Raw genomic sequence first — 20323 nt, forward strand, 5'->3', positions numbered from 1 at the left:
AAAAAAGCCACACAACCTTGCGGCTGTATGACTTATTTTACTCAGGAAAGATTCCTATTATTAGATATCTAAATTCGACACCTGTAATGCATGCGTCTCGATAAACTCTCTTCTTGGTTCAACATTATCACCCATCAGTGTATTGAAGGTCTCATCAGCGACGATAGCATCATTGATTTTCACTTGTAAAAGTCGACGTTTATCTTTATCCATTGTGGTTTCCCACAGCTGGTCAGGATTCATTTCACCCAAGCCTTTATAGCGTTGAACATGTTGGCCACGGCGTGCTTCAGCTAACAACCAACTCACGGCTTGTGAGAAATAACTAATCTCTTGCTGCCTTTCACCACGTTCTACTCTGGCACCCTCACCAAATAAGCCATTGATTTTATTAGAAAACGCAAGGATTTTTTGATATTCAGTGCTATCGAAGAATTCACCAGGGATATGGTAGTCTGTGCTGATACCATGTCGACTGTAACTGATATTGATCAAACCAACTGGGTCATTTTCCTGTGTTTTAATACTCAGTTTAAACTGCGTACCTGTTGGTAAACCTTTATTGAGTTCCACCTCAATGACTGATAACCAGCTATTTATCGCATCACTATCATTCATTTCTGGAATCTGAGGCTGATAAACGAGCTTATCAAGAAACGCAGGATAATAATGATTAGACAATCTGCCAATTATTGAATTGACTGTTTGGTATTCAGTGACCAAAGATGCTAACGCACTGCCCTCGATAGCATTGGCCTCTTCTGTTGGGAATAACTTGGCATTTGTCAAAGCAACCTCTGTTAGATAACGCTCCATTTCTGCATCATCTTTCACGTAACGCTCTTGTTTACCTTTCTTAATTTTATAAAGCGGTGGCTGTGCAATATAGACATGACCACGTTCAATCAACTCTGGCATTTGTCGATAGAAAAATGTTAATAGCAATGTTCGGATGTGTGAGCCATCAACGTCCGCATCGGTCATAATAATTATGTGATGATATCTGAGTTTTTCAGGATCGTATTCATCACGGCCGATTCCACATCCTAATGCGGTTATTAGTGTGCCTACCTCAGCAGAGCTGATCATTTTGTCAAAACGCGCTCTTTCTACATTAAGAATTTTTCCTTTCAACGGTAGAATTGCCTGCGTTCTTCTATCACGACCTTGCTTGGCGCTGCCGCCCGCTGAGTCTCCTTCCACTAAAAAAAGTTCTGAGAGGGCAGGATCTCTCTCCTGACAATCGGCTAACTTACCTGGCAGACCGGCTATATCAAGCACGCCTTTTCTACGCGTAAGTTCTCTAGCTTTTCTTGCGGCATCACGTGCACGAGCAGCATCAATCATTTTGTTAGCGATTAATTTTGCATCAGTAGGATTCTCAATTAAGAAGTCATGAAAGAACTCATTCACATAAGACTCAACAATTGTTCTTACTTCTGATGAAACCAGTTTATCTTTAGTTTGTGAACTGAATTTCGGATCAGGCACTTTTACGGATAGAACGGCAGTCAATCCTTCACGCGCATCATCACCACTTGTTGTTACTTTGGACTTCTTCGCTAGTCCTTCGCTTTCAATGTACTGGTTGAGTGTTCTGGTTAATGCGGCACGAAAACCCGCTAAATGCGTTCCACCATCGCGCTGCGGAATATTGTTTGTAAAACAATAAATATTTTCTTGATACGAGTCATTCCACTGCATCGATAACTCGACTGTTACATCATCTCTCATACCAGAAATTTTGATGATATTTTCGTGAATGAGATCTTTATTTTTATTCAAATGCTGAACAAAAGCAGTAATGCCGCCCTCATAAAAGAATGTTTCTGTTTTTTCATCACGCTCATCTGTTAAAACAATTCTGACCCCTGAGTTCAAAAAGGCTAGCTCTCTGATCCGTTTTGCCAGGATATTGTAATCAAATGTGACGTTAGTGAATGTTTCTTCACTTGGCCAAAACTGAATTTTCGTGCCTGTGATATCTGTATCAGACACATCTGTTAGTGCTGAGTCTGGCACACCATGTGTGTAAGTTTGTTTATAAACCCGGTTGTGGCGATGAATTTCCATCGCTAATTTTTTTGATAAGGCATTTACGACAGAGACACCAACACCATGTAAACCGCCTGAAACTTTGTATGAGTTGTCATCAAATTTACCGCCTGCATGCAATACCGTCATGATAACTTCTGCTGCAGAGACGCCTTCTTCTTCATGGATATCCACGGGAATGCCGCGCCCGTTATCAATAACAGAGACGGAATCATCTGGGTGAATTCTCACCTGAATTTCACTACAGTGACCAGCTAACGCTTCGTCAATTGCATTATCCAAAACTTCAAAAACCATATGATGCAAGCCGGTACCATCATCGGTATCACCGATATACATACCAGGTCTTTTTCTTACCGCATCAAGTCCTTTTAGGACTTTTATATTTGAAGAATCGTATGTGTTGTTGTTTTTTTCCGTTGTCATAGTCAAACTATTCCTGGCCAAATGGAGGATGTGCTGAATAACCTTCTATTCTACTACTTATATAGAAGTGTTGACAGTCTCATTATCCTCTCTGATTTCTCCATGTTCCACGTGAAACACTTTCTCTTTTTCATTACTTATTAAACTAGCTAATTCAGTATTGGTACTTGTAATAAAAGTTTGTACGGGCAAACTTCTGAGTGTTTCCATTACTGTTTTTTGGTGTTGCCAATCTAATTCTGAGCTTAGGTCATCAAGCAATAAAATCGTATTTTTAACCCCTTTAATCTCCGTCAATAGTGTTATCTGTGAGAGACACAATGACAAATAAAAGAGTTTTTGTTGACCACGAGATAACATTTCTTCAGGTGAATCATTGTTAATTCTTACCATCCAGTCTGCAGAGTGTGGTCCAGTTCGACTGTAACCTAAAATACGATCGCGCTCATAATTTTCAGCAAGTGTTTCGGGAAGTGATTTATCTTTATTCCATCCTTTGCTGTATCGAATTGTAAATTCACATTGATCAAAGGTAGGGCAGATTTTACTAAAGATTGGTTTGAATATATCAATAAGTCTATTGAGATAAGTGGTACGTAGGTCAGTAATTTGCTCACCATGTTTTACCAGATACTGATCCCATAACTCTATTTCAGCTTTGGATTTCTTATTTTTCAATGCTGCGTTCTTTTGTAGTAACGCTTTTTTATATGTTTGCCAATGATAATTAAATTTATGTTCCACGTGAAACACACCCCAATCGATCATGCGTCTTCTGAATTTTGGACCTAATTCAAAGAACTGATGACAGTTGGCAGAGATATATTGGAGTGGTGTGTTAACAGCAAGGTCAGAAAGTTTTTTTAGTGGGGCATTATTCAAGCGGATTTGAAGACCAGTGTCCGTATCAAAAAGTAAACCTACCGGTGTCATTTCCGATGAACGCGCAAAAACCGTGAATTGTGCATGCTCAAACTGAATGATGTTTTTTAAATTGCGCGAGCGAAACGAGCGACCCATTGCGAGCAAATGAATTGCTTCAAGAATGCTAGTCTTACCGGAGCCATTTTCGCCGATGAATAAGTTAATACCAACAGAAGGACTTAAAGAGACCTGGTTAATATTACGAAAATTTGAAAGCGTCAGATGTGATAACACAGAATCAGAGCTACAGGAGTTAGAGCCATACTAGCTATCTTGCACTTGCTTTACATTGTTACAAAACAAATAAAGAGAATTAATATGGCTAAATGGAAGTATCAATATAAATAATATTAATGAGATTTAAATTTCTAGCATCTCAAAGTCATCTTTACCAACGCCACATTCTGGGCATTCCCAATCATCTGGTATATCTTCCCAAGCCGTGCCAGGTGCAATACCTTCTTCTGGTAGGCCTTCAGCTTCGTCGTAAATAAATCCACAAACAATGCACTGCCACTTTTTCATACTGAAACTCCGAGATTTTTAAGTTTATTTATATGTGATGTTAACAAAATTGGGAGAGCTACGTTAGCGAAGTTTCAATAATAGAATAAAACTATTTACATTGTGACAGGTCGTACTTTTAAGACTTTTTAAATTAGCTATATATTTATGCTATAACTTAATATTAGACAAATAAACGGAAAAGCCGATTATGCGACTCCCCACACTGAGACAACTTCAATACCTTACCGCAGTAGTAGAAGAAAAGCATTTTGGCCATGCCGCTGAGAAATGTTTTGTTACCCAATCAACATTAAGTGCCGGAATACAAGATTTAGAGCAACTACTTGAAGTGTCTTTATTAGAAAGGACGAATAGGAAAGTCTTACCAACGCCGATTGGAGAAGAAATTGCCAGCAGAGCACAACAAATATTGTCATTGAGTGAAGACCTTGTTGATCTGGCGTTATCAGAAAAAAACCCGTTATCCGGTCGAATAAAAATAGGGATTATTCCGACGATAAGTCCTTTTTTATTACCAAAAGTATTACCAACGGTTAGAAAGCAGTTACCAGAGCTTGAAATCGTATTAATAGAAGACCAATCGGAGCGACTTTTAGATCAGTTAGAAAGCGGTAATATTGACGTTGCGGTATTAGCATTTCCATACAACACACGTGGTCTCACACATAGAGAGTTTGCCAAAGAATCCTTCTGGATAGCGCTGCCTAAGAACCACCCCTTAGCTGAGAAAGAAGAATTAAAAGCGAGCGATTTACCTACAAACGAATTGCTTTTATTGGCAGAAGGGCATTGCTTGAGGGAGCACGCACTAAGTGCATGCCAATTGCCTGCATCCGCTCAACGAAAGAGTGTACAAGCGACAAGTCTATATACACTGATTGAAATGGTTGCCAGTGGGTTGGGTATTACACTTATTCCAGACATGGCCGTTAATTCAGATATGGTTATTCATTCTGAGATTTGTTTAGTGCCCCTATCGGCAGATAACGATCAGGCTTTAAGAGAGATCGGCCTGGTCTGGCGACCAAGCTTCAGAAGGACCGCGACGTTAGAACAATTAGCGAAGACTTTTTCTGATGCGCTCGCTGATACAAATTATTCACTACGTGCATAAAACTCGCGCAATCTGAAGAAAACATGCTGTATAGCAAGTGATGTAAATGGAGGTTTAAATACAGCATAGACACGACCTTGTGGATCGACTAGATAAATATAGTGTTGCTGCTCGACTTTATTACTGTTCTGATAACTTTCCGGTTCCAGGTATAAAAAATCAAAACTTCTAATAACAGAATGAATAACATCAGCAGAACCACTATAAAGTTGTAGTGAGCTTTTAGGTAATGCAGAACTTTCGCCCTGATTATCGAAATTAATGAGTAAGAACTGGACTGTAGGCCCAGCAAATAAACGTTTAAGGTTTTGCATCACATCAATGACAACATCACATTCTGGCTGACAATGTGAGTGCGTAAAGTAAATAAAGCTCCAGCGACCATCGAAGCTGACATTCGTCAGAATCTGATTTGACTGACTATTAAGAACAAACTGAGGTAGTGTTTTAGGAGGTGAAATAAGAAACGGACGTAGCTCATCAGGAATATCTCGCCTATCTGGTTGCGAAATCTCCATTCGACTCACCCACAAAACTAAAATAATCAGGGTAATAGCAAGATATAACAGCAGAAAAGCCTTAGAATTGACACTTTTAATTGGCTTAAACATATAACATCTAACCTTGAATAGCCGGATGAAACCCTGTTGTGAGTAAAAAATGAGCGAGAAACTCTTCAAGTCTACCGCAGTTGTCAGTGTGATGACTTTTTTATCCCGGATATTGGGGTTTATTAGGGATATTGTCATAGCCAGAATGTTTGGCGCGGGCCTGGGAGCAGACGTATTTTTTGTCGCCTTCAAAATACCAAACTTTTTAAGACGCTTATTTGCAGAAGGGGCTTTTTCGCAGGCTTTTATACCAGTTCTTGCTGAGTTCAAAGAACATGGAGATAAACCTTTAAAAGACTTAATTGCCCAGACAAGCGGAACGTTGGCTGTAATATTAACGATGATTACAGCAATAGGGATAATTGCCGCACCGGTCATCATCATGGTGTTTGCACCCGGTTTTATTGAAGATCCAGTAAAGGCAGATTTAGCTGCAGATTTACTGACGATCACATTCCCTTATATCTTCTTTATCTCTTTAACTGCACTTGCAGGATCCATTCTGAACAGCTTTGGCAAATTCGCCATCCCCGCATTTACACCGGTTTTTTTAAATATTTCATTGATTAGTACCGCAATATGGTTATCACCTAATTTAAGTGAGCCAGTGACGGGCTTGGCCTGGGGGGTCTTCATAGGCGGCCTTGTACAGTTTATTTTTCAATTACCTTTTCTGATAAAACTTGGATTATTACCTTGGCCAAAATGGGGATGGAAAAGTGAGGGTGTCAGAAAAATTACCAGATTAATGATACCCGCGATGTTTGGGGTATCAGTAGCACAAATAAATCTTCTATTAGATACCTTACTTGCCTCGTTTTTAGTGACGGGCAGTATTTCCTGGCTGTATTACTCAGATCGTCTTGTTGAGTTTCCATTAGGCGTTTTTGGCATCGCTTTGTCTACCGTCATTTTGCCGAGTCTTTCTAGAAAACATGCGGCCAAGTCGACAGAAGAATTCTCAGACACTATCGACTGGGCCTTACGCTGGGTATTTCTAATTGGTACACCAGCAGCGATAGGGCTTATTTACTTGGCAGAACCACTACTAATGACCTTGTTTCAATATGGCGAATTTACGGTGATGGATTCACATAAAGCTTCATTGAGTTTAATGGCTTATGGTTTGGGACTGTTGCCATTCATATTTATTAAAGTATTAGCGCCAGGTTATTACGCGAGGCAGGATACAAAAACTCCCGTGAAGATTGGCATTATTGCGATGATTAGTAATATGGCATTGAACGTCGTACTGATGATCTATCTTGATCATGTTGGTTTGGCATTAGCAACAGCACTGTCTGCCATGCTGAACGCGGGTTTGCTATATCACGGACTGAGGAAAAGATCCGTTTATACCCCCAATTCAGGCTGGGGTAAATTCTCATTAAAGTTAGTCATTGCTAATAGCAGTTTGTTCGTTTTTTTACTCCTACTTAATCCACAACACAATGAATGGGTAATATGGGATGCATGGCAACGAGGCGGACATTTATTCGGTCTGATCGTTGGTGCTGCAGTCATTTACTTCACTTTTTTACTCGTACTACGTATCAATCTAAAAAGTTTAGTCAGGCCAATAATGAGATAAAAAAAAGGCCCTCCGAGGAGGGCCAAGCACTACGAGGACATAAATTTCTTAGAAGCGGCGTCCGATACCAATACCCCAAACGAATGGGTCAATATCGGCATGAATTTTAGCTTTTTGAATTGTTCCACCTGCAATATTTGTGAAGTGTGCTTCAGTATCAATATCAATATATTTGACATCAAAGTTGACAAACCAATCATCATTTAAAGCCACATCCACACCAGCTTGAGCTGCTAAGCCCCATGAACTATCAAGTTTTACTTTTGACCCGGGTGTATCTAAAACATCACCGGCAACTTCTTCATCAAAGAAATAAGTATAGTTAACACCTGCTCCGATATATGGACGAATGTTTGAGTCAGGCATGAAGTGATATTGCAGCGTTAATGTAGGTGGCAATACTTTTGTATCAATAACATCACCCAATGCAGACCAGTTTTTTTCACCTTTCACTGTGTGCTCTGAATACCCTAAAATTAATTCCACACCCCAATTTTTGTGGAACATATAAGTGATATCAAGTTCAGGCACTGTATCTGAGTTCACACTGACACCCTCACCACCAGCAGCACCATCAGCGTATAACTGACCACTATCATCATTAGGGTTGACGTTTATGACACGACCACGGACTAACCAGTCGCCAGCTTCATAGGCCATTGCTGGTGCAGCAACAGTAGAAAGACCTAATGTAGTAAGTAGTGCTGCAGCTAATGTTGTTGTTTTCATTTTTTCCTCCTGGGACAAACTATGTTCTGTAAGACATGGTTTGAATTTTACGGAGGTGTGGACTTAATGCATTGACCTGGATCAATAAAGCGAGCGCTTACCAATTTTTCCCAAGATTAACCGCATAATGCTTTTAATTTTTCAGCATCACGAATAGAAATCGACTTATTATGAATGTCGATCAAGCCTTCTTCTTGAAAACGAGAGAAAAGGCGGCTGACGGTTTCTACAGCTAAGCCCAGATGATTAGCGATATCACCACGGGACATACTCAGTTGAAATTCACGTGCAGAAAAACCCCGATCTTGGAAACGACGGGAAATAGATAATAAAAATGTCGCTAATTTTTCTTCAGCGGTTTTTTTGCCAAGCAAAAACATCAGGCTTTTATCACCTGATAACTCCTTACTTAAACGCGACATCATCTGCACTTGCAGTTGAGGCATATTTGCGCCTAGCTCTTGCAACATATCAAAAGGTAATTCACAAACACTGCTGCTTTCTAAAGCCTTAGCATTCGAACGGTAGGCTTGTTCGTAAATGGCATCAAGGCCAACAAACTCACCTGGAAAATAAAATCCGGTGACTTGCTCCCGACCATCGACAGCAGACACCGTAGTTTTAAATGAGCCTGAGCGGACAACATAAATAGAATTGAACGGTGTTTGAGTGCTGAATAAAGGCTGACCACGTGAGTAACTCTGACTACGTTTAATGATTTTATCTAATTGAATCAGGTCATTATTATGTAAACCAAGAGGCAAACATAATCGATAAAGTGAGCATTCCTGACACGCAAGATTATGCTCATGTTCAACTTTGGCGAGGTCCTGAAATAGGGGGGTAACGTTGCCTAACTGAGTCATTGTTAATCCTGTGTTGTGAACATCGACTATAATAACGCTTCAAACCCTTGTTCGAAACAGTTATTATCTCTTTTTATTATTAATTTCAGGAACTCAAATGACCACTCGTAGCGCGTCAGTTGCGCGAAACACGCTAGAAACACAGATCGAAGTATCAATCAATCTGGATGGAAGCGGTCAATTCAATGCCGAAACCGGTGTCCCATTTTTAGATCACATGATGGATCAAATTGCTCGTCATGGTTTGTTTGATTTATCGGTCAAAGCCAATGGTGACTTACATATTGACGCACATCACACTGTTGAAGATGTCGGCATTACGATAGGTCAAGCGCTGAAGAAAGCCTTGGGTGATAAAAAAGGGGTTGTTCGCTACGGACATGCCTATGTCCCCTTAGATGAGGCTCTGTCTCGAGTGGTACTCGATCTCTCTGGTCGTCCTGGTCTCGAATTTGATGTCACATTTACCCGCGACAAGATTGGCGAATTCGATGTCGACCTGTTCTATGAGTTTTTCCAGGGCTTAGTGAATCATGCTGGTATGACTCTGCACATCGATAATTTAAAAGGCCGCAATGCTCATCATATTGCTGAAACCATATTTAAGGCATTTGGTCGTGCATTACGAATGGCTGTTTCACTGGATCAGCGCGCACTGGAGCAATTGCCTTCAACCAAAGGTGCTTTATAATCCTTTATTAAGAATTATTAGCCAATAAAACTAAGTAAATAAACAGGTTTAACATGCATCACATAGCAGTGATTGACTACGGCATGGGTAATTTACGCTCAGTATCAAAAGCACTGGAAGCAGTTTCTAATAATGCCTCTGTTGTTGTCACATCTGACCCTAAAACCATTCTTTCTGCCAGTCATGTTTTATTTCCGGGTGTCGGCGCAATTCGTGATTGTATGGCGGAACTCAAACAGCTGGAATTAGAAGACGTTATTTTGCAAGCAGCACAAGAAAAGCCTTTTCTAGGTATCTGCTTGGGTATGCAAGCATTGCTGTCGCATAGTGAAGAAAATAGTGGTGTGGACACGCTGAACCTTTTTTCAGGTAGCGTTAAATTATTTCGACCTGATGCTTCAGTGAATGGCGAAAAATTAAAAGTGCCGCATATGGGCTGGAACCAAGTTCATCAAACCTGTTCACATCCTTTATGGAAAAACATAGAGCAAAATAGTCGTTTTTATTTCGTTCACAGTTTTTATGCTGAACCCATAGATAAAGCAGTCATTGCAGGTACTTCAGCTTATCCAGATGATTTTGCTGCAGCATTGTACAAAGATAATATTTTCGCTGCGCAATTCCATCCAGAAAAAAGCCAACGTGCTGGACTGCAGTTATTAGAAAATTTTGTAAACTGGGACGGTCAGTCCTAACAGACATCAACAAACGGAGTAAGAATATGTTGTTAATCCCTGCCATTGATCTCAAACAAGGTCACTGCGTGCGCTTGCGTCAGGGGCGAATGGAAGATAACACGGTATTTTCAGAGGATCCTGTTGCAGTTGCTCGGAAATGGGTAGAAGCAGGGGCGAAAAGACTTCATATGGTCGATCTTGACGGTGCATTTGCAGGTAATCCGGTCAACGCTGACGTCATCCACGAAGTTTGCAAAACATTTCCTGACTTGGATGTCCAAGTTGGAGGTGGTATTCGTGACGAGGAAACCATTGAAACCTATCTTCATGCTGGTGTTCGCTATGTCATTCTTGGAACAAAAGCGATTAATGCACCGCATTTTGTGGGTGATGTCTGTGCTGAGTTTCCAGGGCATATCATTGTCGGCCTGGATGCAAAAGACGGTAAAGTAGCCATTGATGGCTGGTCAAAATTGTCTAATCATGACGTTATCGACATCGCTCAACAATTCGAACAAGATGGCGTTGAAGCCATTATTTATACTGACATCAGCCGGGATGGCATGATGCAAGGTTTCAACCTCGAATCAACGCGTGACTTAGCTCGAGCTATTCAAATCCCAGTGATTGCTTCAGGTGGTGTCAGTTCATATGAAGATATTGAATCGTTATGTGCCTGTGAAGATGAAGGTGTGATGGGTGCCATTCTCGGCCGTTCTATATATGAAGGCAGTATTGATTTGAAAAAAGGTCAGGAGATGGCTGATAAATTAAATCCGCCTCTGGAGTTTTAAATATAACCATGTCTCTTGCAAAACGCATTATTCCTTGTCTTGATGTTGATGGTGGACGTGTTGTTAAAGGTGTCCAGTTCGTTGATATAAGGGATGCTGGCGATCCGATTGAAGTCGCTAAACGCTATGATCAACAAGGTGCTGATGAAATCACCTTCCTTGATATTACCGCTACTCATGCTGAACGTGACACTATGGTTCATGTGGTTGAAGCCGTAGCCAGTCAGGTCTTTATTCCATTAACCGTCGGCGGTGGAATCAGAACGGTAGAAGATATTCGTCGCATGCTGAATGCCGGAGCCGATAAAGTTGGCATCAACTCAGCAGCTGTTAACAATCCAGAGTTTGTTCGTGAGGCGGCAGAAAAGTTTGGCTCACAATGTATTGTCGTTGCTATTGATGCAAAAAAAGTCTCTGCTGAAAACGAAACTGATAAATGGGAAATTTTTACCCATGGTGGACGAAAACCTACAGGTATTGATGCCGTAGAGTGGGCTAAAAAAATGGTCGAGTATGGTGCGGGTGAGATTTTATTGACCAGCATGGATAAAGACGGCACAAAGTCAGGTTTTGATCTGGCACTCACCAGAGCAGTCAGTGATGCTGTTAACGTACCAGTGATTGCTTCAGGTGGTGTTGGCAAACTTCAAGACTTAACGGATGGCATTAAATTAGGTCATGCGGATGCCGTTCTGGCTGCAAGTATCTTCCACTTTGGTGAACACACTGTTGAAGAAGCCAAACAACAAATGGCTGCACAGGGTATTGAGGTGAGGTTGTAAATGACAACTTGGCTGGATCAAGTGAAATGGAATAGTGATGGTTTAGTTCCTGTCATTACGCAAGAGTTTGAAAGCAAGCAAGTACTCACTTTAGCCTGGATGAATAGAGACGCATTAGCGCTGACAGCTGAACAAGGACATGCCATTTATTGGTCACGTTCACGACAAAAGTTATGGCATAAAGGTGAACAATCAGGGCACCAACAGATCGTTAAATCAATACGAATGGACTGTGATAACGATGCTATTTTGTTGGAAGTGATTCAAAAAGGGGGCATTGCCTGCCACACTGGACGTCATCACTGCTTCTTTAATGAATTACAGTCAGATAAATGGCAAGCAATTGATCCAGTTTTAAAAGACCCCAAAGACATTTATTCATGAGCGATATAATTAAACAACTTAGTCAGGTACTTACCGAACGCAAAACAGCTGATGCTGATAGCTCATACGTTGCCAGCCTCTATGCTGCAGGCACAGATAAAATTCTGAAAAAGCTGGGTGAAGAAGCCGTTGAGACAGTCATCGCAGGCAAAGGTGGTGTGAAAGAAGAGATTATCTATGAAACTGCTGATTTATGGTTTCATAGCCTTGTCTTACTGGCGCATAATGATATCGATTCTCAAGCTGTTCTTGATGAACTTGCCAGACGCTTTGGCTTGTCTGGCCTGGAAGAAAAGGCTAACCGGAGCAAATCATGAACGATTGTATATTCTGTAAAATCGTCGCAGGTGAAATACCTTCAAACCGCGTTTATGAAGATGAACTGATTTATGCCTTTACTGACATCAATCCAAAGGCATCTGTACATGTGTTAGTGATTCCGAAACAACATATCGCCAGACTGGATAACGCAAATCAAGAGCACGCTTCGCTCCTTGCCCATATGATGCTCAGCTTACCCAAAATAGCTGAATCACAAGGCCTTAAAAATGGGTTCCGTACGATTATTAACACCGGACCTGGTGGTGGCCAGGAAGTCGATCACCTGCACATTCATATCCTTGGCGGTAGTAAAATGCCTGGATTCAATTAGGAGATAACCCCATGTTAGGTGGTATTAGCATTTGGCAATTACTTATCGTTTTAGCGATTGTTATTTTATTATTTGGCACAAAAAAACTGCGATCGCTTGGTGGTGATTTAGGTAGTGCAATCAAGAGCTTCAAAGACTCTGTGCAAGATGGCAAAGATGATATTGATAAAGAAAAAAATGACGCTATCCAACATCATGATGCTCATGATGACATTTCACAGAAAAGTGATAATAAAGATAAAACTTCTCACTAGTCTAAATCGGCACATTCGCCATGTTTGATATCGGATTCTGGGAAATCTTAGTCATTGCTCTGGTGGCATTGATTGTCGTCGGTCCTGAAAGACTGCCAAAACTGGTCAGAGTGACTGGTCTTTGGATAGGCCGGGCTCAAGCCTCATTACATGCCATAAAAACAGATATTTCCAGAGAGCTTCGAGCGCAGGAGTTAAAAGATGCGCTTAATAAAACTAATCAAACCATGTCTGATATGAATCAAACGATTCATATTGACGAAAATCTGCAAGAGAATAAAAAAACCGCCCCAAAAGAAGAGACCGATAAAAAAGATGGATAATCACGATCAACAACCTTTGATATCCCATCTGGTTGAGCTAAGAGATCGTTTACTTAAAGGTGTGCTCGTCGTTTTAGTTATTGCTTTATGTTTACTGCCTTTTTCCAATAATCTTTATCACTTTTTGTCTGAGCCATTACTCGAGCAGCTACCAGAAACCAGTACCATGATAGCGACAGAAGTCGCCTCACCATTCTTAACGCCGTTTAAACTCACGTTGAGCACGGCCATACTGCTGGCTGTACCAGTATTGTTATACCAATTATGGGCTTTTGTCGCGCCGGGTTTATATACACATGAGAAAAAGCTGGTGTTCCCATTATTATTTGCCAGCACGATTCTATTCTTCTTAGGTATTGTTTTTGCCTATTACGCCGTCTTCCCATTGATATTTGCCTTTTTGACTCAAGCTGCGCCTGAAGGGGTGGCGGTGATGACAGATATCAGCAGTTATCTGGATTTTGTTTTAAAACTGTTCTTTGCTTTTGGCTTGGCATTTGAAGTCCCTATTGCCACTGTGTTGCTCATATGGACACAAGCAACCACAGTGGAGTCATTAAAGCAAAAGAGGCCTTACATCATCGTAGGGGCTTTTGTGGTGGGTATGTTACTCACGCCGCCAGATGTCATTTCTCAAACCTTACTCGCTGTGCCTATTTGGTTATTATTTGAAATGGGGTTATTCAGTGCCCGTTTTTTACCAAAAAAACAGCAGCAAGTTTAGTTCTTGTATCGCATCCGCGTGCCATGTTGTAAAGACAGCAACACTTCTTCTGCTTCTATCTGTTTAGGAAAATACACACCAGAAATCTTTGCACCATGAATACTGGCGCCTTCCATGCTGACACACTCAGTAAAATCAATACCCCTTAAGTCAGCCTGGCGAAAATAACTATTTGAAAAATCTAAGCCTTTCGCAAGTAGTCCGACCAGTGTCAAGTGTCTAAAATCACACCCTCTTAAATCGACTTGCTCACCAGCAGCTACTCTCTGATTAAACTCCTGTACCTTACCGTCTCGAAGCAATTGATATAGCGGATTATCTGTAATGATTGGAGCAGCCATCGTTATTTTCTCCCTTATTAACGTTATTATTGTTTAGCGGCTAAATATTAAATAAGTTCATCATATTTATATACAACAGAAAATATTCGGATGTATTTCACAAATAGCTAAATCAGTATCACCCTTTATGCTATGTTAAATCCATAAATACAACAAAGGGCTCAGACAATGACAATCAACAAATACCTAATAGAAGAAATCGAAGTCTTACTTCAGTTCCCTCTGGATAGCACTCAGGCGGGTATTAAAGTCCATCATAATGCCAGACAGGAAATGATTGATGCCACTGAGAACCTATATAAAAAAGGACTTATCAGTCAACATGATGGTGGCTATCTGACCGATCTCGGTTATGAAGCGGCTGAACACTTACAGCACGCTTTACAAATCATACGTTCTGAATCCGTTTAAAAAGTCTGAAACTATAGTCATATTGATTTTTTTCATCGGCTTGATGGTCTTCTGAACTCAGTAAAGTCCAGTCGGAACGATCCCATTCTGGAAACCAGGTATCTCCACCATCAATCGTGGTATGGACTTGAGTAATATAGAGTTTGTCGCATAGTGGGAAGCATTGTTTATATAACGATGCACCTCCCATTATCATCACTTCATCCACATCCTTACACTCTTCAAGAGCTTGCTCCAAAGAGTGGACGACTTCACAGCCTTGTGCGATGTAGCCCTGTTGGGTCGTCACGACAATATTTCGCCTGCCTGGCAAAGGTCTACCGATAGATTCATGTGTATTTCTACCCATAATGATGGGTTTGCCCATTGTTGTCCGTTTAAAAAACTGTAAATCCGCTGATATTTTCCAAGGTAAATCATTATCTTTACCAATCACACCTTGCTCATCCATTGCCACAATCATTGCTATTTTCATTGACTCTCCGAAGACCTTTTTATTGCCCAATTAAGACTAAATTTTATCCATGATAACTGCTGTATAAGATCCCTATAAGATCGATCACAAGTTGTGGATAACTTTTCCTGTGGATAACTCGTCTTTTTATCCACAAGATTTAGACTGCGCAGCTTTGTAGTTATTAACATGTCCTAACACAGATAAAATATTGATTTATATGTTGTAATAAGAACTATCCAACAATCCACAGGCATAAATCATTAACATCACTAAAAAAATATCTTTCTTTCTTTATGTTTAATTAATGACTTGCATACTTCACATTAGCGTACCGTGTCCTCTCAGACAATTGTTTGATTACACCTCTGACTTACCCATCACAGAGTGGAAGATAGGAGCACGAGTAAAAATAAACTTTGCGAACCGACTCTGTACTGGCATCGTTATGAAAATTAGCGAAGTCACTGAACAAACAGAAATTGCCAAGTTAAAACCCATTGAAGAAAAATTAGACAATGAGCCCCTCATTCCAAAAGAGTTAATGCAAACATTGTTATGGGTAAGCCGTTATTATCATCATCCTTTAGGAGAATGTTTCCAAACGGCTTTACCTAAACTCTTAAGAACAGGCAAACCTGCAGAAATCGAGACAGAAAATTGGTGGAGCAGAACTAACAAAACCGTAGAGAAAAAAATAGGGTCGAAACAACAGCAGTGCTTAGATTTACTTAATGATTATCCTGACGGCATCAGTCAATCCCAGCTAAAGCATTACCTTGGAAATATTAATACTTCTCTAAAATCGCTTGAAACAGCAGGTCTTATATCGCAACAACAGAAAGCAAAGTTACCGATAGCAAGGAATGAACTTCATTTTGATTTAGAACTTAATGATCAACAACAAAACATTGTAGAAAACGTTTGGAAAAAAAAGGAACGATTTCAACCGTTTTTGCTAGAAGGAATAACAGGAAGTGGTAAGACGGAAGTCTATATTGAACTCACTGAAAGGGTGTTAAAGGACAATCAACAAGTATTAATACTTATCCCAGAAATTGGTCTAACGAGTCAATTTGTTGATCGATTCAAGAAAAGGTTGAATACAACCATTGTCATCTTAAACTCATCCGTGTCTGATAAAGAGAGAAAACAAGCCTGGCTATTAGCAAAAGCAGGATTAGCTCATGTCATTATTGGTACACGCTCTGCCGTTTTTACTCCTTTAAGCCAACCTGGCCTTATCATTATTGACGAAGAACATGACAGTTCTTACAAGCAACAAGATGGTTTGCGCTATCACGCCAGAAATGTCGCGTTGATTAGAGCTCAGAAGTACGATATTCCTATCGTAATGGGAAGTGCGACGCCTTCTCTGGAAAGTTTGTATCAAGTAAAAAAACAACGCTTTGAACTTCTGGAATTAACACAACGTGCAGGAAGTGCTCAATTACCCAAAGTACGTTTAGTTGATTGTAGTCAGGCTAATCCTGATCACGGTTTTAGTGACATCCTACTTAAGGCAATAAAAAAACATCTTGATGCGGGCAATCAAGTCATTTTGTTTATTAATCGGCGTGGTTATGCTCCCGTGTTGATGTGTCACGACTGTGGCTGGCAAGCAAAATGTAAACATTGTGATGCAAGAATGGTGGTTCATCAGCATCGTCATATACTGTTTTGTCATCATTGTGGCTATATTCAGCGTTTAGTTGATGAATGCCCTGAATGTGAATCCACCTCTCTTAAAAGCTATGGAGCCGGTACAGAAAAAATAGAGCAGCATTTACAACAACTCTTTCCCGAAACACCGGTGAGTAGGGTAGATCGTGATACCACACAAAGAGTAAATGCTTTTTCTGACTTAGTCGCTGATATCAAACAGGGAGAAGCGCGAATTTTAGTGGGCACGCAAATGCTGGCAAAAGGTCATGACTTCCATGATGTGACTTTAGTGGGGGTGCTTGATACGGATCAGGGCTTATATAGTGCAGACTTCAGAGCCACAGAAAATCTGGCACAAATGATTACTCAAGTCACAGGAAGGGCTGGAAGAGGAGAAAAGTCTGGTGAAGTTATTATTCAGACTGAACAGCCCGCACATGATTTCTGGAAAACATTGATCACCAATGGATACAAAAAAACGGCAGAAAGTCTATTACAAGAACGAATAGAAATGGCATTACCTCCAGCATCAAACTGGGCGGTCATTCGCGCTGAGTCTGCTGATAGAGAAGAAGCCACCGCTTTTTTAGAAGCATTCAGCGCACAGTGTCATCAACAACTCGCTGAGGATGTCCTCATTTTAGGTCCTGTCCCTGCCATTATGGAAAAAAAGGGAGGACGATTCAGAGCACAATTATTACTAAGTAGTACACAACGAAAACCCTTACACCAACTGTTGGATCAACATATCAGTGTGATTTCAAGGCATAAACTGGCGCGGAGGGTAAGGTGGTCTATTGATATCGATCCGGTCGATATTCTTTAAACAGTCATACAGCAGTCAAACTTGAGACAATCAAGGATGTAAACCGAGTGGATGATCGGGTAAAATGCGCGACACTATTCAAATTGCATTCAAGGTTCATTAACGTTGAAAAATCAACTGAAAAACCTGCTCGGTCAGGCTTTATCTACGTTTATTCAAAAACACGCTTTAGACATTGAGCTACCTGAGATACAGATAGAGCGAACTAAAGATAAATCTCATGGTGATTTTGCCTCTAATATTGCGATGATGCTGGCCAAACCAGCCAAAATGAATCCTCGTCAAATTGCCACCGAAATCGTTGAAGTATTGCCCGCGACAGAGTTTGTCACCAATGTTGAGATTGCCGGCCCTGGATTTATCAATTTTTTCCTTTCTGCTGAAGCGAATCAGAAAGTCATCACAGATGTACTTGAGCAAGGTGAAAAGTTTGGTTTAAGCCAAGTTGGGCAGGGTAAGAAGGTACAGGTAGAGTACGTTTCCGCGAATCCAACTGGACCTTTGCATGTCGGGCATGGTCGTGGTGCTGCTTATGGCTCTGTTGTGAGTAGCCTGCTATCCGCGGTCGGTTTTGACGTTCACCGTGAATATTATGTGAATGATGCCGGCAGACAAATGGATATACTGGCTACCAGTGTCTGGCTGCGTTATTTGGATGAATCTGGTGAAGTGTTTACTTTCCCGAGTAATGGTTATCAAGGCGAATATGTAAGAAATATTGCAGGTGAGTTAAAAACTGAGTTCGGTAACCAGTTTTTACTTTCGGCCAGTCAGGTTTTTGAAGATATCCCTGCGGATGAGCCAGATGGTGGCGACAAAGAAATGCATATTGATGCATTGACCAATAAAGCGAAAAGCTTATTAGGCGAAGCCAATTATCGGATTATTTTTGATAAAGGTCTCAATGCCATCCTGAATGACATTCGTGATGACTTGGCTGAGTTTGGTACAGAGTATGACGAATGGTTTTCCGAACGTTCCCTCGTTGAGTCAGGCGATGTAGACAAAGCGGTTGAAGTCCTCAAAGCTGCTGGTCACTTGTACCAGGACAAAGGGGCATGGTGGTTTAAATCCACGGCATTTGGTGATGAAAAAGATCGTGTTGTTGTGCGTGACAATGGCCAAGCTACCTATTTTGCTTCTGATATTGCTTATCACCTCAACAAATACCAACGTGGTTTTGATCGCATCATTGATATCTGGGGTGCTGATCACCATGGGTACATCCCACGCGTTAAAGCGGCTGTCGAGTCAATGCAACTTGATGCAGACAAATTAAATGTCTTATTAGTGCAGTTTGCGGTGTTATACCGGGGAACTGAAAAAGTAGGTATGTCTACCCGAAGCGGTGAGTTTGTAACGTTGCGTGAATTACGTAACGAAGTGGGTAAAGACGCAGCACGTTTCTTTTATGTGATGCGTGGCGCTGATCAGCATATGGATTTTGATCTGGAGCTCGCAAAATCTCAAAGCAATGATAACCCCGTGTATTACGTACAGTATGCTCATGCTCGTGTGTGTAGTGTTTTCAGACAGCTGGCTGAGCGCGGACAAGACTGGAATCCAGATATTGCAAAACAGTACCTGAACAAACTGACAGAACCTCAGGAAGAGACATTAATGACGATGCTGTCACGTTATCCAGAAATTCTGGAAACAGCAGCATTAAATCATACCCCTCATTTGTTGGCTCACTATCTGACTGATTTGGCTAGAGATTTCCATGCTTATTACAACGCACATCAATTTATTGTGGATGATGTGGAGTTAAGTCAGGCACGTTTATTACTGGTCTCAGCAGTCAGACAAGTCATTAATAATGCCTTATCTGTGATGGGTGTTTCAGCGCCTGAGTCGATGTAAGAGGTTGAGCTTTGGCGGCAAAAAGAAATACACGTAACGAGCCATCATCCCGTTCCCTGCCATGGGGACCGATGTTGTTGAGCTTTGCTGTTGGTGCTTTTGTGATGTTTTTACTGCACCTTAAAGATAATGTTCCAGCCGATAAGTCTGGTAGTGTAAAAACAACAGAGTCTAAACAGCAGAAAAAGCCTGAAAAGAAGGAAGGGGTGGAACCCACATTTGATTTTTATACCTTACTCCCTGAGATGGAAGTGATGGTGGATAAGAAAAATAAAGGGTCACAACCGATCGTCACTTCGCCTTCTGATGATTCAGATGCTGCTGAGGCCACAAATAGTACAGAAGCGGAAACGTCAGCTGAAACTGATGTCAGCTATATGATACAAGTTGGTTCCTTCAAGAGGGCTGCGGATGCGGACGGTTTTCGCGCGAAGTTAGCCTTATTAGGTATTGAGTCTAAAGTTCAGAGCGTTACTATAGACAATAAAGAAACCTGGCATCGAGTTCAGGTGGGTCCTATTGCTGGTCGCAGCAAGGCAGATGCTTTGCAAAAGCAATTACGTGAAAATAATATCGACTCGCTACTGTTACGGGCCAAACACAATTGATAATAGAAAGTTGAATAAATTCGTGACTGT

24 protein-coding genes are annotated in these 20323 nt (G+C 40.9%); 16 read left to right on the plus strand and 8 right to left on the minus strand.

The window, feature by feature from the left end; all coding sequences use genetic code 11:
* Positions 1-60: 60 nt before the first annotated feature.
* The 3 genes from gyrB to rd all read right to left on the minus strand — a co-directional run bounded on the left by gyrB (position 61) and on the right by rd (position 3930).
* Entirely contained in the window at positions 61-2481 is a 2421-nt protein-coding gene (gene gyrB, locus B3V56_RS03600) for a DNA topoisomerase (ATP-hydrolyzing) subunit B (RefSeq protein WP_289282198.1), read from the minus strand.
* Between the two features lie 57 nt (positions 2482-2538).
* Entirely contained in the window at positions 2539-3639 is a 1101-nt protein-coding gene (gene recF, locus B3V56_RS03605) for a DNA replication/repair protein RecF (RefSeq protein ID WP_289282199.1), read from the minus strand.
* A 126-nt stretch (positions 3640-3765) separates the two neighbouring features.
* Positions 3766-3930, minus strand: a complete 165-nt coding sequence (gene rd / locus B3V56_RS03610) for a rubredoxin (RefSeq protein WP_289243596.1) — start codon at positions 3928-3930, stop codon at positions 3766-3768.
* Between the two features lie 190 nt (positions 3931-4120).
* On the opposite strand from rd, the gene B3V56_RS03615 reads away from it, so the two are divergent.
* Positions 4121-5047 carry a hydrogen peroxide-inducible genes activator gene (locus B3V56_RS03615; RefSeq protein ID WP_289283978.1) on the plus strand — a complete coding sequence of 309 codons (927 nt, stop codon included), beginning with the start codon at positions 4121-4123 and terminating at the stop codon, positions 5045-5047.
* Here the strand turns inward: B3V56_RS03615 and B3V56_RS03620 are convergent.
* Entirely contained in the window at positions 5029-5565 is a 537-nt protein-coding gene (locus B3V56_RS03620) for an SCO family protein (protein ID WP_289282202.1), read from the minus strand. The genes B3V56_RS03615 and B3V56_RS03620 overlap by 19 nt on opposite strands.
* 142 nt (positions 5566-5707) lie before the next feature.
* Between B3V56_RS03620 and murJ the strand changes: the two genes are divergently transcribed.
* Positions 5708-7249, plus strand: a complete 1542-nt coding sequence (gene murJ, locus B3V56_RS03625; protein WP_289282203.1) for a murein biosynthesis integral membrane protein MurJ — start codon at positions 5708-5710, stop codon at positions 7247-7249.
* Between the two features lie 48 nt (positions 7250-7297).
* On the opposite strand, the gene B3V56_RS03630 is transcribed toward murJ, so the two are convergent.
* Together B3V56_RS03630 and fnr are read right to left on the minus strand one after the other, a co-directional pair.
* Positions 7298-7978, minus strand: coding sequence for an OmpW/AlkL family protein (locus B3V56_RS03630; RefSeq protein WP_289282204.1), 681 nt, complete (start codon positions 7976-7978; stop codon positions 7298-7300).
* Positions 7979-8094: 116 nt separating this feature from the next.
* A complete protein-coding gene (gene fnr / locus B3V56_RS03635; RefSeq protein ID WP_289282205.1) occupies positions 8095-8844 on the minus strand; it encodes a fumarate/nitrate reduction transcriptional regulator Fnr in 750 nt (249 codons plus the stop codon).
* A gap of 97 nt (positions 8845-8941) precedes the next feature.
* Here fnr and hisB point away from each other — a divergent pair, with 97 nt between their 5' ends.
* The 10 genes from hisB to tatC are packed head-to-tail and all read left to right on the plus strand — an operon-like array spanning position 8942 to position 14125.
* Positions 8942-9535 carry an imidazoleglycerol-phosphate dehydratase HisB gene (gene hisB / locus B3V56_RS03640; RefSeq protein ID WP_286305950.1) on the plus strand — a complete coding sequence of 198 codons (594 nt, stop codon included), beginning with the start codon at positions 8942-8944 and terminating at the stop codon, positions 9533-9535.
* Positions 9536-9588: 53 nt separating this feature from the next.
* Complete coding sequence (hisH, locus tag B3V56_RS03645) at positions 9589-10230, plus strand: imidazole glycerol phosphate synthase subunit HisH (RefSeq protein ID WP_289282206.1); 642 nt, start codon at positions 9589-9591, stop codon at positions 10228-10230.
* A 26-nt stretch (positions 10231-10256) separates the two neighbouring features.
* Positions 10257-11006: a 1-(5-phosphoribosyl)-5-[(5-phosphoribosylamino)methylideneamino]imidazole-4-carboxamide isomerase gene (gene hisA, locus B3V56_RS03650; RefSeq protein ID WP_286305952.1), complete on the plus strand. Its 750-nt coding sequence runs from the start codon at positions 10257-10259 to the stop codon at positions 11004-11006.
* Between the two features lie 8 nt (positions 11007-11014).
* A complete protein-coding gene (hisF, locus tag B3V56_RS03655; RefSeq protein ID WP_289243592.1) occupies positions 11015-11788 on the plus strand; it encodes an imidazole glycerol phosphate synthase subunit HisF in 774 nt (257 codons plus the stop codon).
* Positions 11789-12172: a phosphoribosyl-AMP cyclohydrolase gene (gene hisI, locus B3V56_RS03660; RefSeq protein WP_289283678.1), complete on the plus strand. Its 384-nt coding sequence runs from the start codon at positions 11789-11791 to the stop codon at positions 12170-12172.
* Complete coding sequence (locus tag B3V56_RS03665) at positions 12169-12489, plus strand: phosphoribosyl-ATP diphosphatase (protein WP_289283679.1); 321 nt, start codon at positions 12169-12171, stop codon at positions 12487-12489. Before hisI ends, B3V56_RS03665 begins: the two co-directional genes overlap by 4 nt.
* Positions 12486-12824 (plus strand): histidine triad nucleotide-binding protein, encoded by a 339-nt coding sequence (locus tag B3V56_RS03670; RefSeq protein WP_289283680.1) that lies wholly within the window; start codon positions 12486-12488, stop codon positions 12822-12824. Before B3V56_RS03665 ends, B3V56_RS03670 begins: the two co-directional genes overlap by 4 nt.
* 11 nt (positions 12825-12835) lie before the next feature.
* Positions 12836-13078, plus strand: a complete 243-nt coding sequence (gene tatA / locus B3V56_RS03675; protein ID WP_286305956.1) for a twin-arginine translocase TatA/TatE family subunit — start codon at positions 12836-12838, stop codon at positions 13076-13078.
* Positions 13079-13098: 20 nt separating this feature from the next.
* Positions 13099-13401, plus strand: a complete 303-nt coding sequence (gene tatB / locus B3V56_RS03680) for a Sec-independent protein translocase protein TatB (RefSeq protein ID WP_289283681.1) — start codon at positions 13099-13101, stop codon at positions 13399-13401.
* Positions 13394-14125 (plus strand): twin-arginine translocase subunit TatC, encoded by a 732-nt coding sequence (gene tatC, locus B3V56_RS03685; protein WP_289283682.1) that lies wholly within the window; start codon positions 13394-13396, stop codon positions 14123-14125. The genes tatB and tatC overlap by 8 nt, the downstream gene beginning before the upstream one ends.
* Here the strand turns inward: tatC and B3V56_RS03690 are convergent.
* The gene (locus tag B3V56_RS03690; RefSeq protein WP_286305959.1) at positions 14122-14466 is read right to left on the minus strand and encodes a pentapeptide repeat-containing protein; all 345 of its coding nucleotides are present in this window, start codon (positions 14464-14466) and stop codon (positions 14122-14124) included. The genes tatC and B3V56_RS03690 overlap by 4 nt on opposite strands.
* Positions 14467-14634: 168 nt before the next feature.
* On the opposite strand from B3V56_RS03690, the gene B3V56_RS03695 reads away from it, so the two are divergent.
* On the plus strand, positions 14635-14877 hold the full coding sequence (locus B3V56_RS03695; protein WP_286305960.1) for a TIGR02647 family protein: 243 nt from the start codon (positions 14635-14637) through the stop codon (positions 14875-14877).
* Here B3V56_RS03695 and folA read toward each other — a convergent pair.
* Entirely contained in the window at positions 14855-15352 is a 498-nt protein-coding gene (folA, locus tag B3V56_RS03700; RefSeq protein WP_289283683.1) for a type 3 dihydrofolate reductase, read from the minus strand. The genes B3V56_RS03695 and folA overlap by 23 nt on opposite strands.
* 286 nt (positions 15353-15638) lie before the next feature.
* Between folA and B3V56_RS03705 the strand changes: the two genes are divergently transcribed.
* The 3 genes from B3V56_RS03705 to B3V56_RS03715 all read left to right on the plus strand — a co-directional run bounded on the left by B3V56_RS03705 (position 15639) and on the right by B3V56_RS03715 (position 20293).
* Positions 15639-17822, plus strand: a complete 2184-nt coding sequence (locus B3V56_RS03705) for a primosomal protein N' (protein ID WP_289283684.1) — start codon at positions 15639-15641, stop codon at positions 17820-17822.
* A 105-nt stretch (positions 17823-17927) separates the two neighbouring features.
* Complete coding sequence (gene argS, locus B3V56_RS03710; RefSeq protein ID WP_289283685.1) at positions 17928-19685, plus strand: arginine--tRNA ligase; 1758 nt, start codon at positions 17928-17930, stop codon at positions 19683-19685.
* 11 nt (positions 19686-19696) lie between these two features.
* The gene (locus tag B3V56_RS03715; protein ID WP_286305965.1) at positions 19697-20293 is read left to right on the plus strand and encodes an SPOR domain-containing protein; all 597 of its coding nucleotides are present in this window, start codon (positions 19697-19699) and stop codon (positions 20291-20293) included.
* Positions 20294-20323 lie beyond the last annotated feature (30 nt).

Source organism: Methylophaga sp. UBA2513 (assembly GCF_002341285.1).
Classification (GTDB): domain Bacteria; phylum Pseudomonadota; class Gammaproteobacteria; order Nitrosococcales; family Methylophagaceae; genus Methylophaga; species Methylophaga marina.

Bases quoted from the DNA above. Each gene is read 5' to 3' on its own strand.
- gyrB (WP_289282198.1), bottom strand. From the start codon at position 2,481: ATGACAACGGAAAAAAACAACAACACATACGATTCTTCAAATATAAAA.
- rd (WP_289243596.1), bottom strand. From the start codon at position 3,930: ATGAAAAAGTGGCAGTGCATTGTTTGTGGATTTATTTACGACGAAGCT.
- B3V56_RS03615 (WP_289283978.1), top strand. From the start codon at position 4,121: ATGCGACTCCCCACACTGAGACAACTTCAATACCTTACCGCAGTAGTA.
- B3V56_RS03620 (WP_289282202.1), bottom strand. From the start codon at position 5,565: ATGGAGATTTCGCAACCAGATAGGCGAGATATTCCTGATGAGCTACGT.
- murJ (WP_289282203.1), top strand. From the start codon at position 5,708: ATGAGCGAGAAACTCTTCAAGTCTACCGCAGTTGTCAGTGTGATGACT.
- B3V56_RS03630 (WP_289282204.1), bottom strand. From the start codon at position 7,978: ATGAAAACAACAACATTAGCTGCAGCACTACTTACTACATTAGGTCTT.
- fnr (WP_289282205.1), bottom strand. From the start codon at position 8,844: ATGACTCAGTTAGGCAACGTTACCCCCCTATTTCAGGACCTCGCCAAA.
- hisB (WP_286305950.1), top strand. From the start codon at position 8,942: ATGACCACTCGTAGCGCGTCAGTTGCGCGAAACACGCTAGAAACACAG.
- hisH (WP_289282206.1), top strand. From the start codon at position 9,589: ATGCATCACATAGCAGTGATTGACTACGGCATGGGTAATTTACGCTCA.
- hisA (WP_286305952.1), top strand. From the start codon at position 10,257: ATGTTGTTAATCCCTGCCATTGATCTCAAACAAGGTCACTGCGTGCGC.
- hisF (WP_289243592.1), top strand. From the start codon at position 11,015: ATGTCTCTTGCAAAACGCATTATTCCTTGTCTTGATGTTGATGGTGGA.
- hisI (WP_289283678.1), top strand. From the start codon at position 11,789: ATGACAACTTGGCTGGATCAAGTGAAATGGAATAGTGATGGTTTAGTT.
- B3V56_RS03665 (WP_289283679.1), top strand. From the start codon at position 12,169: ATGAGCGATATAATTAAACAACTTAGTCAGGTACTTACCGAACGCAAA.
- B3V56_RS03670 (WP_289283680.1), top strand. From the start codon at position 12,486: ATGAACGATTGTATATTCTGTAAAATCGTCGCAGGTGAAATACCTTCA.
- tatA (WP_286305956.1), top strand. From the start codon at position 12,836: ATGTTAGGTGGTATTAGCATTTGGCAATTACTTATCGTTTTAGCGATT.
- tatB (WP_289283681.1), top strand. From the start codon at position 13,099: ATGTTTGATATCGGATTCTGGGAAATCTTAGTCATTGCTCTGGTGGCA.
- tatC (WP_289283682.1), top strand. From the start codon at position 13,394: ATGGATAATCACGATCAACAACCTTTGATATCCCATCTGGTTGAGCTA.
- B3V56_RS03690 (WP_286305959.1), bottom strand. From the start codon at position 14,466: ATGGCTGCTCCAATCATTACAGATAATCCGCTATATCAATTGCTTCGA.
- B3V56_RS03695 (WP_286305960.1), top strand. From the start codon at position 14,635: ATGACAATCAACAAATACCTAATAGAAGAAATCGAAGTCTTACTTCAG.
- folA (WP_289283683.1), bottom strand. From the start codon at position 15,352: ATGAAAATAGCAATGATTGTGGCAATGGATGAGCAAGGTGTGATTGGT.
- B3V56_RS03705 (WP_289283684.1), top strand. From the start codon at position 15,639: ATGACTTGCATACTTCACATTAGCGTACCGTGTCCTCTCAGACAATTG.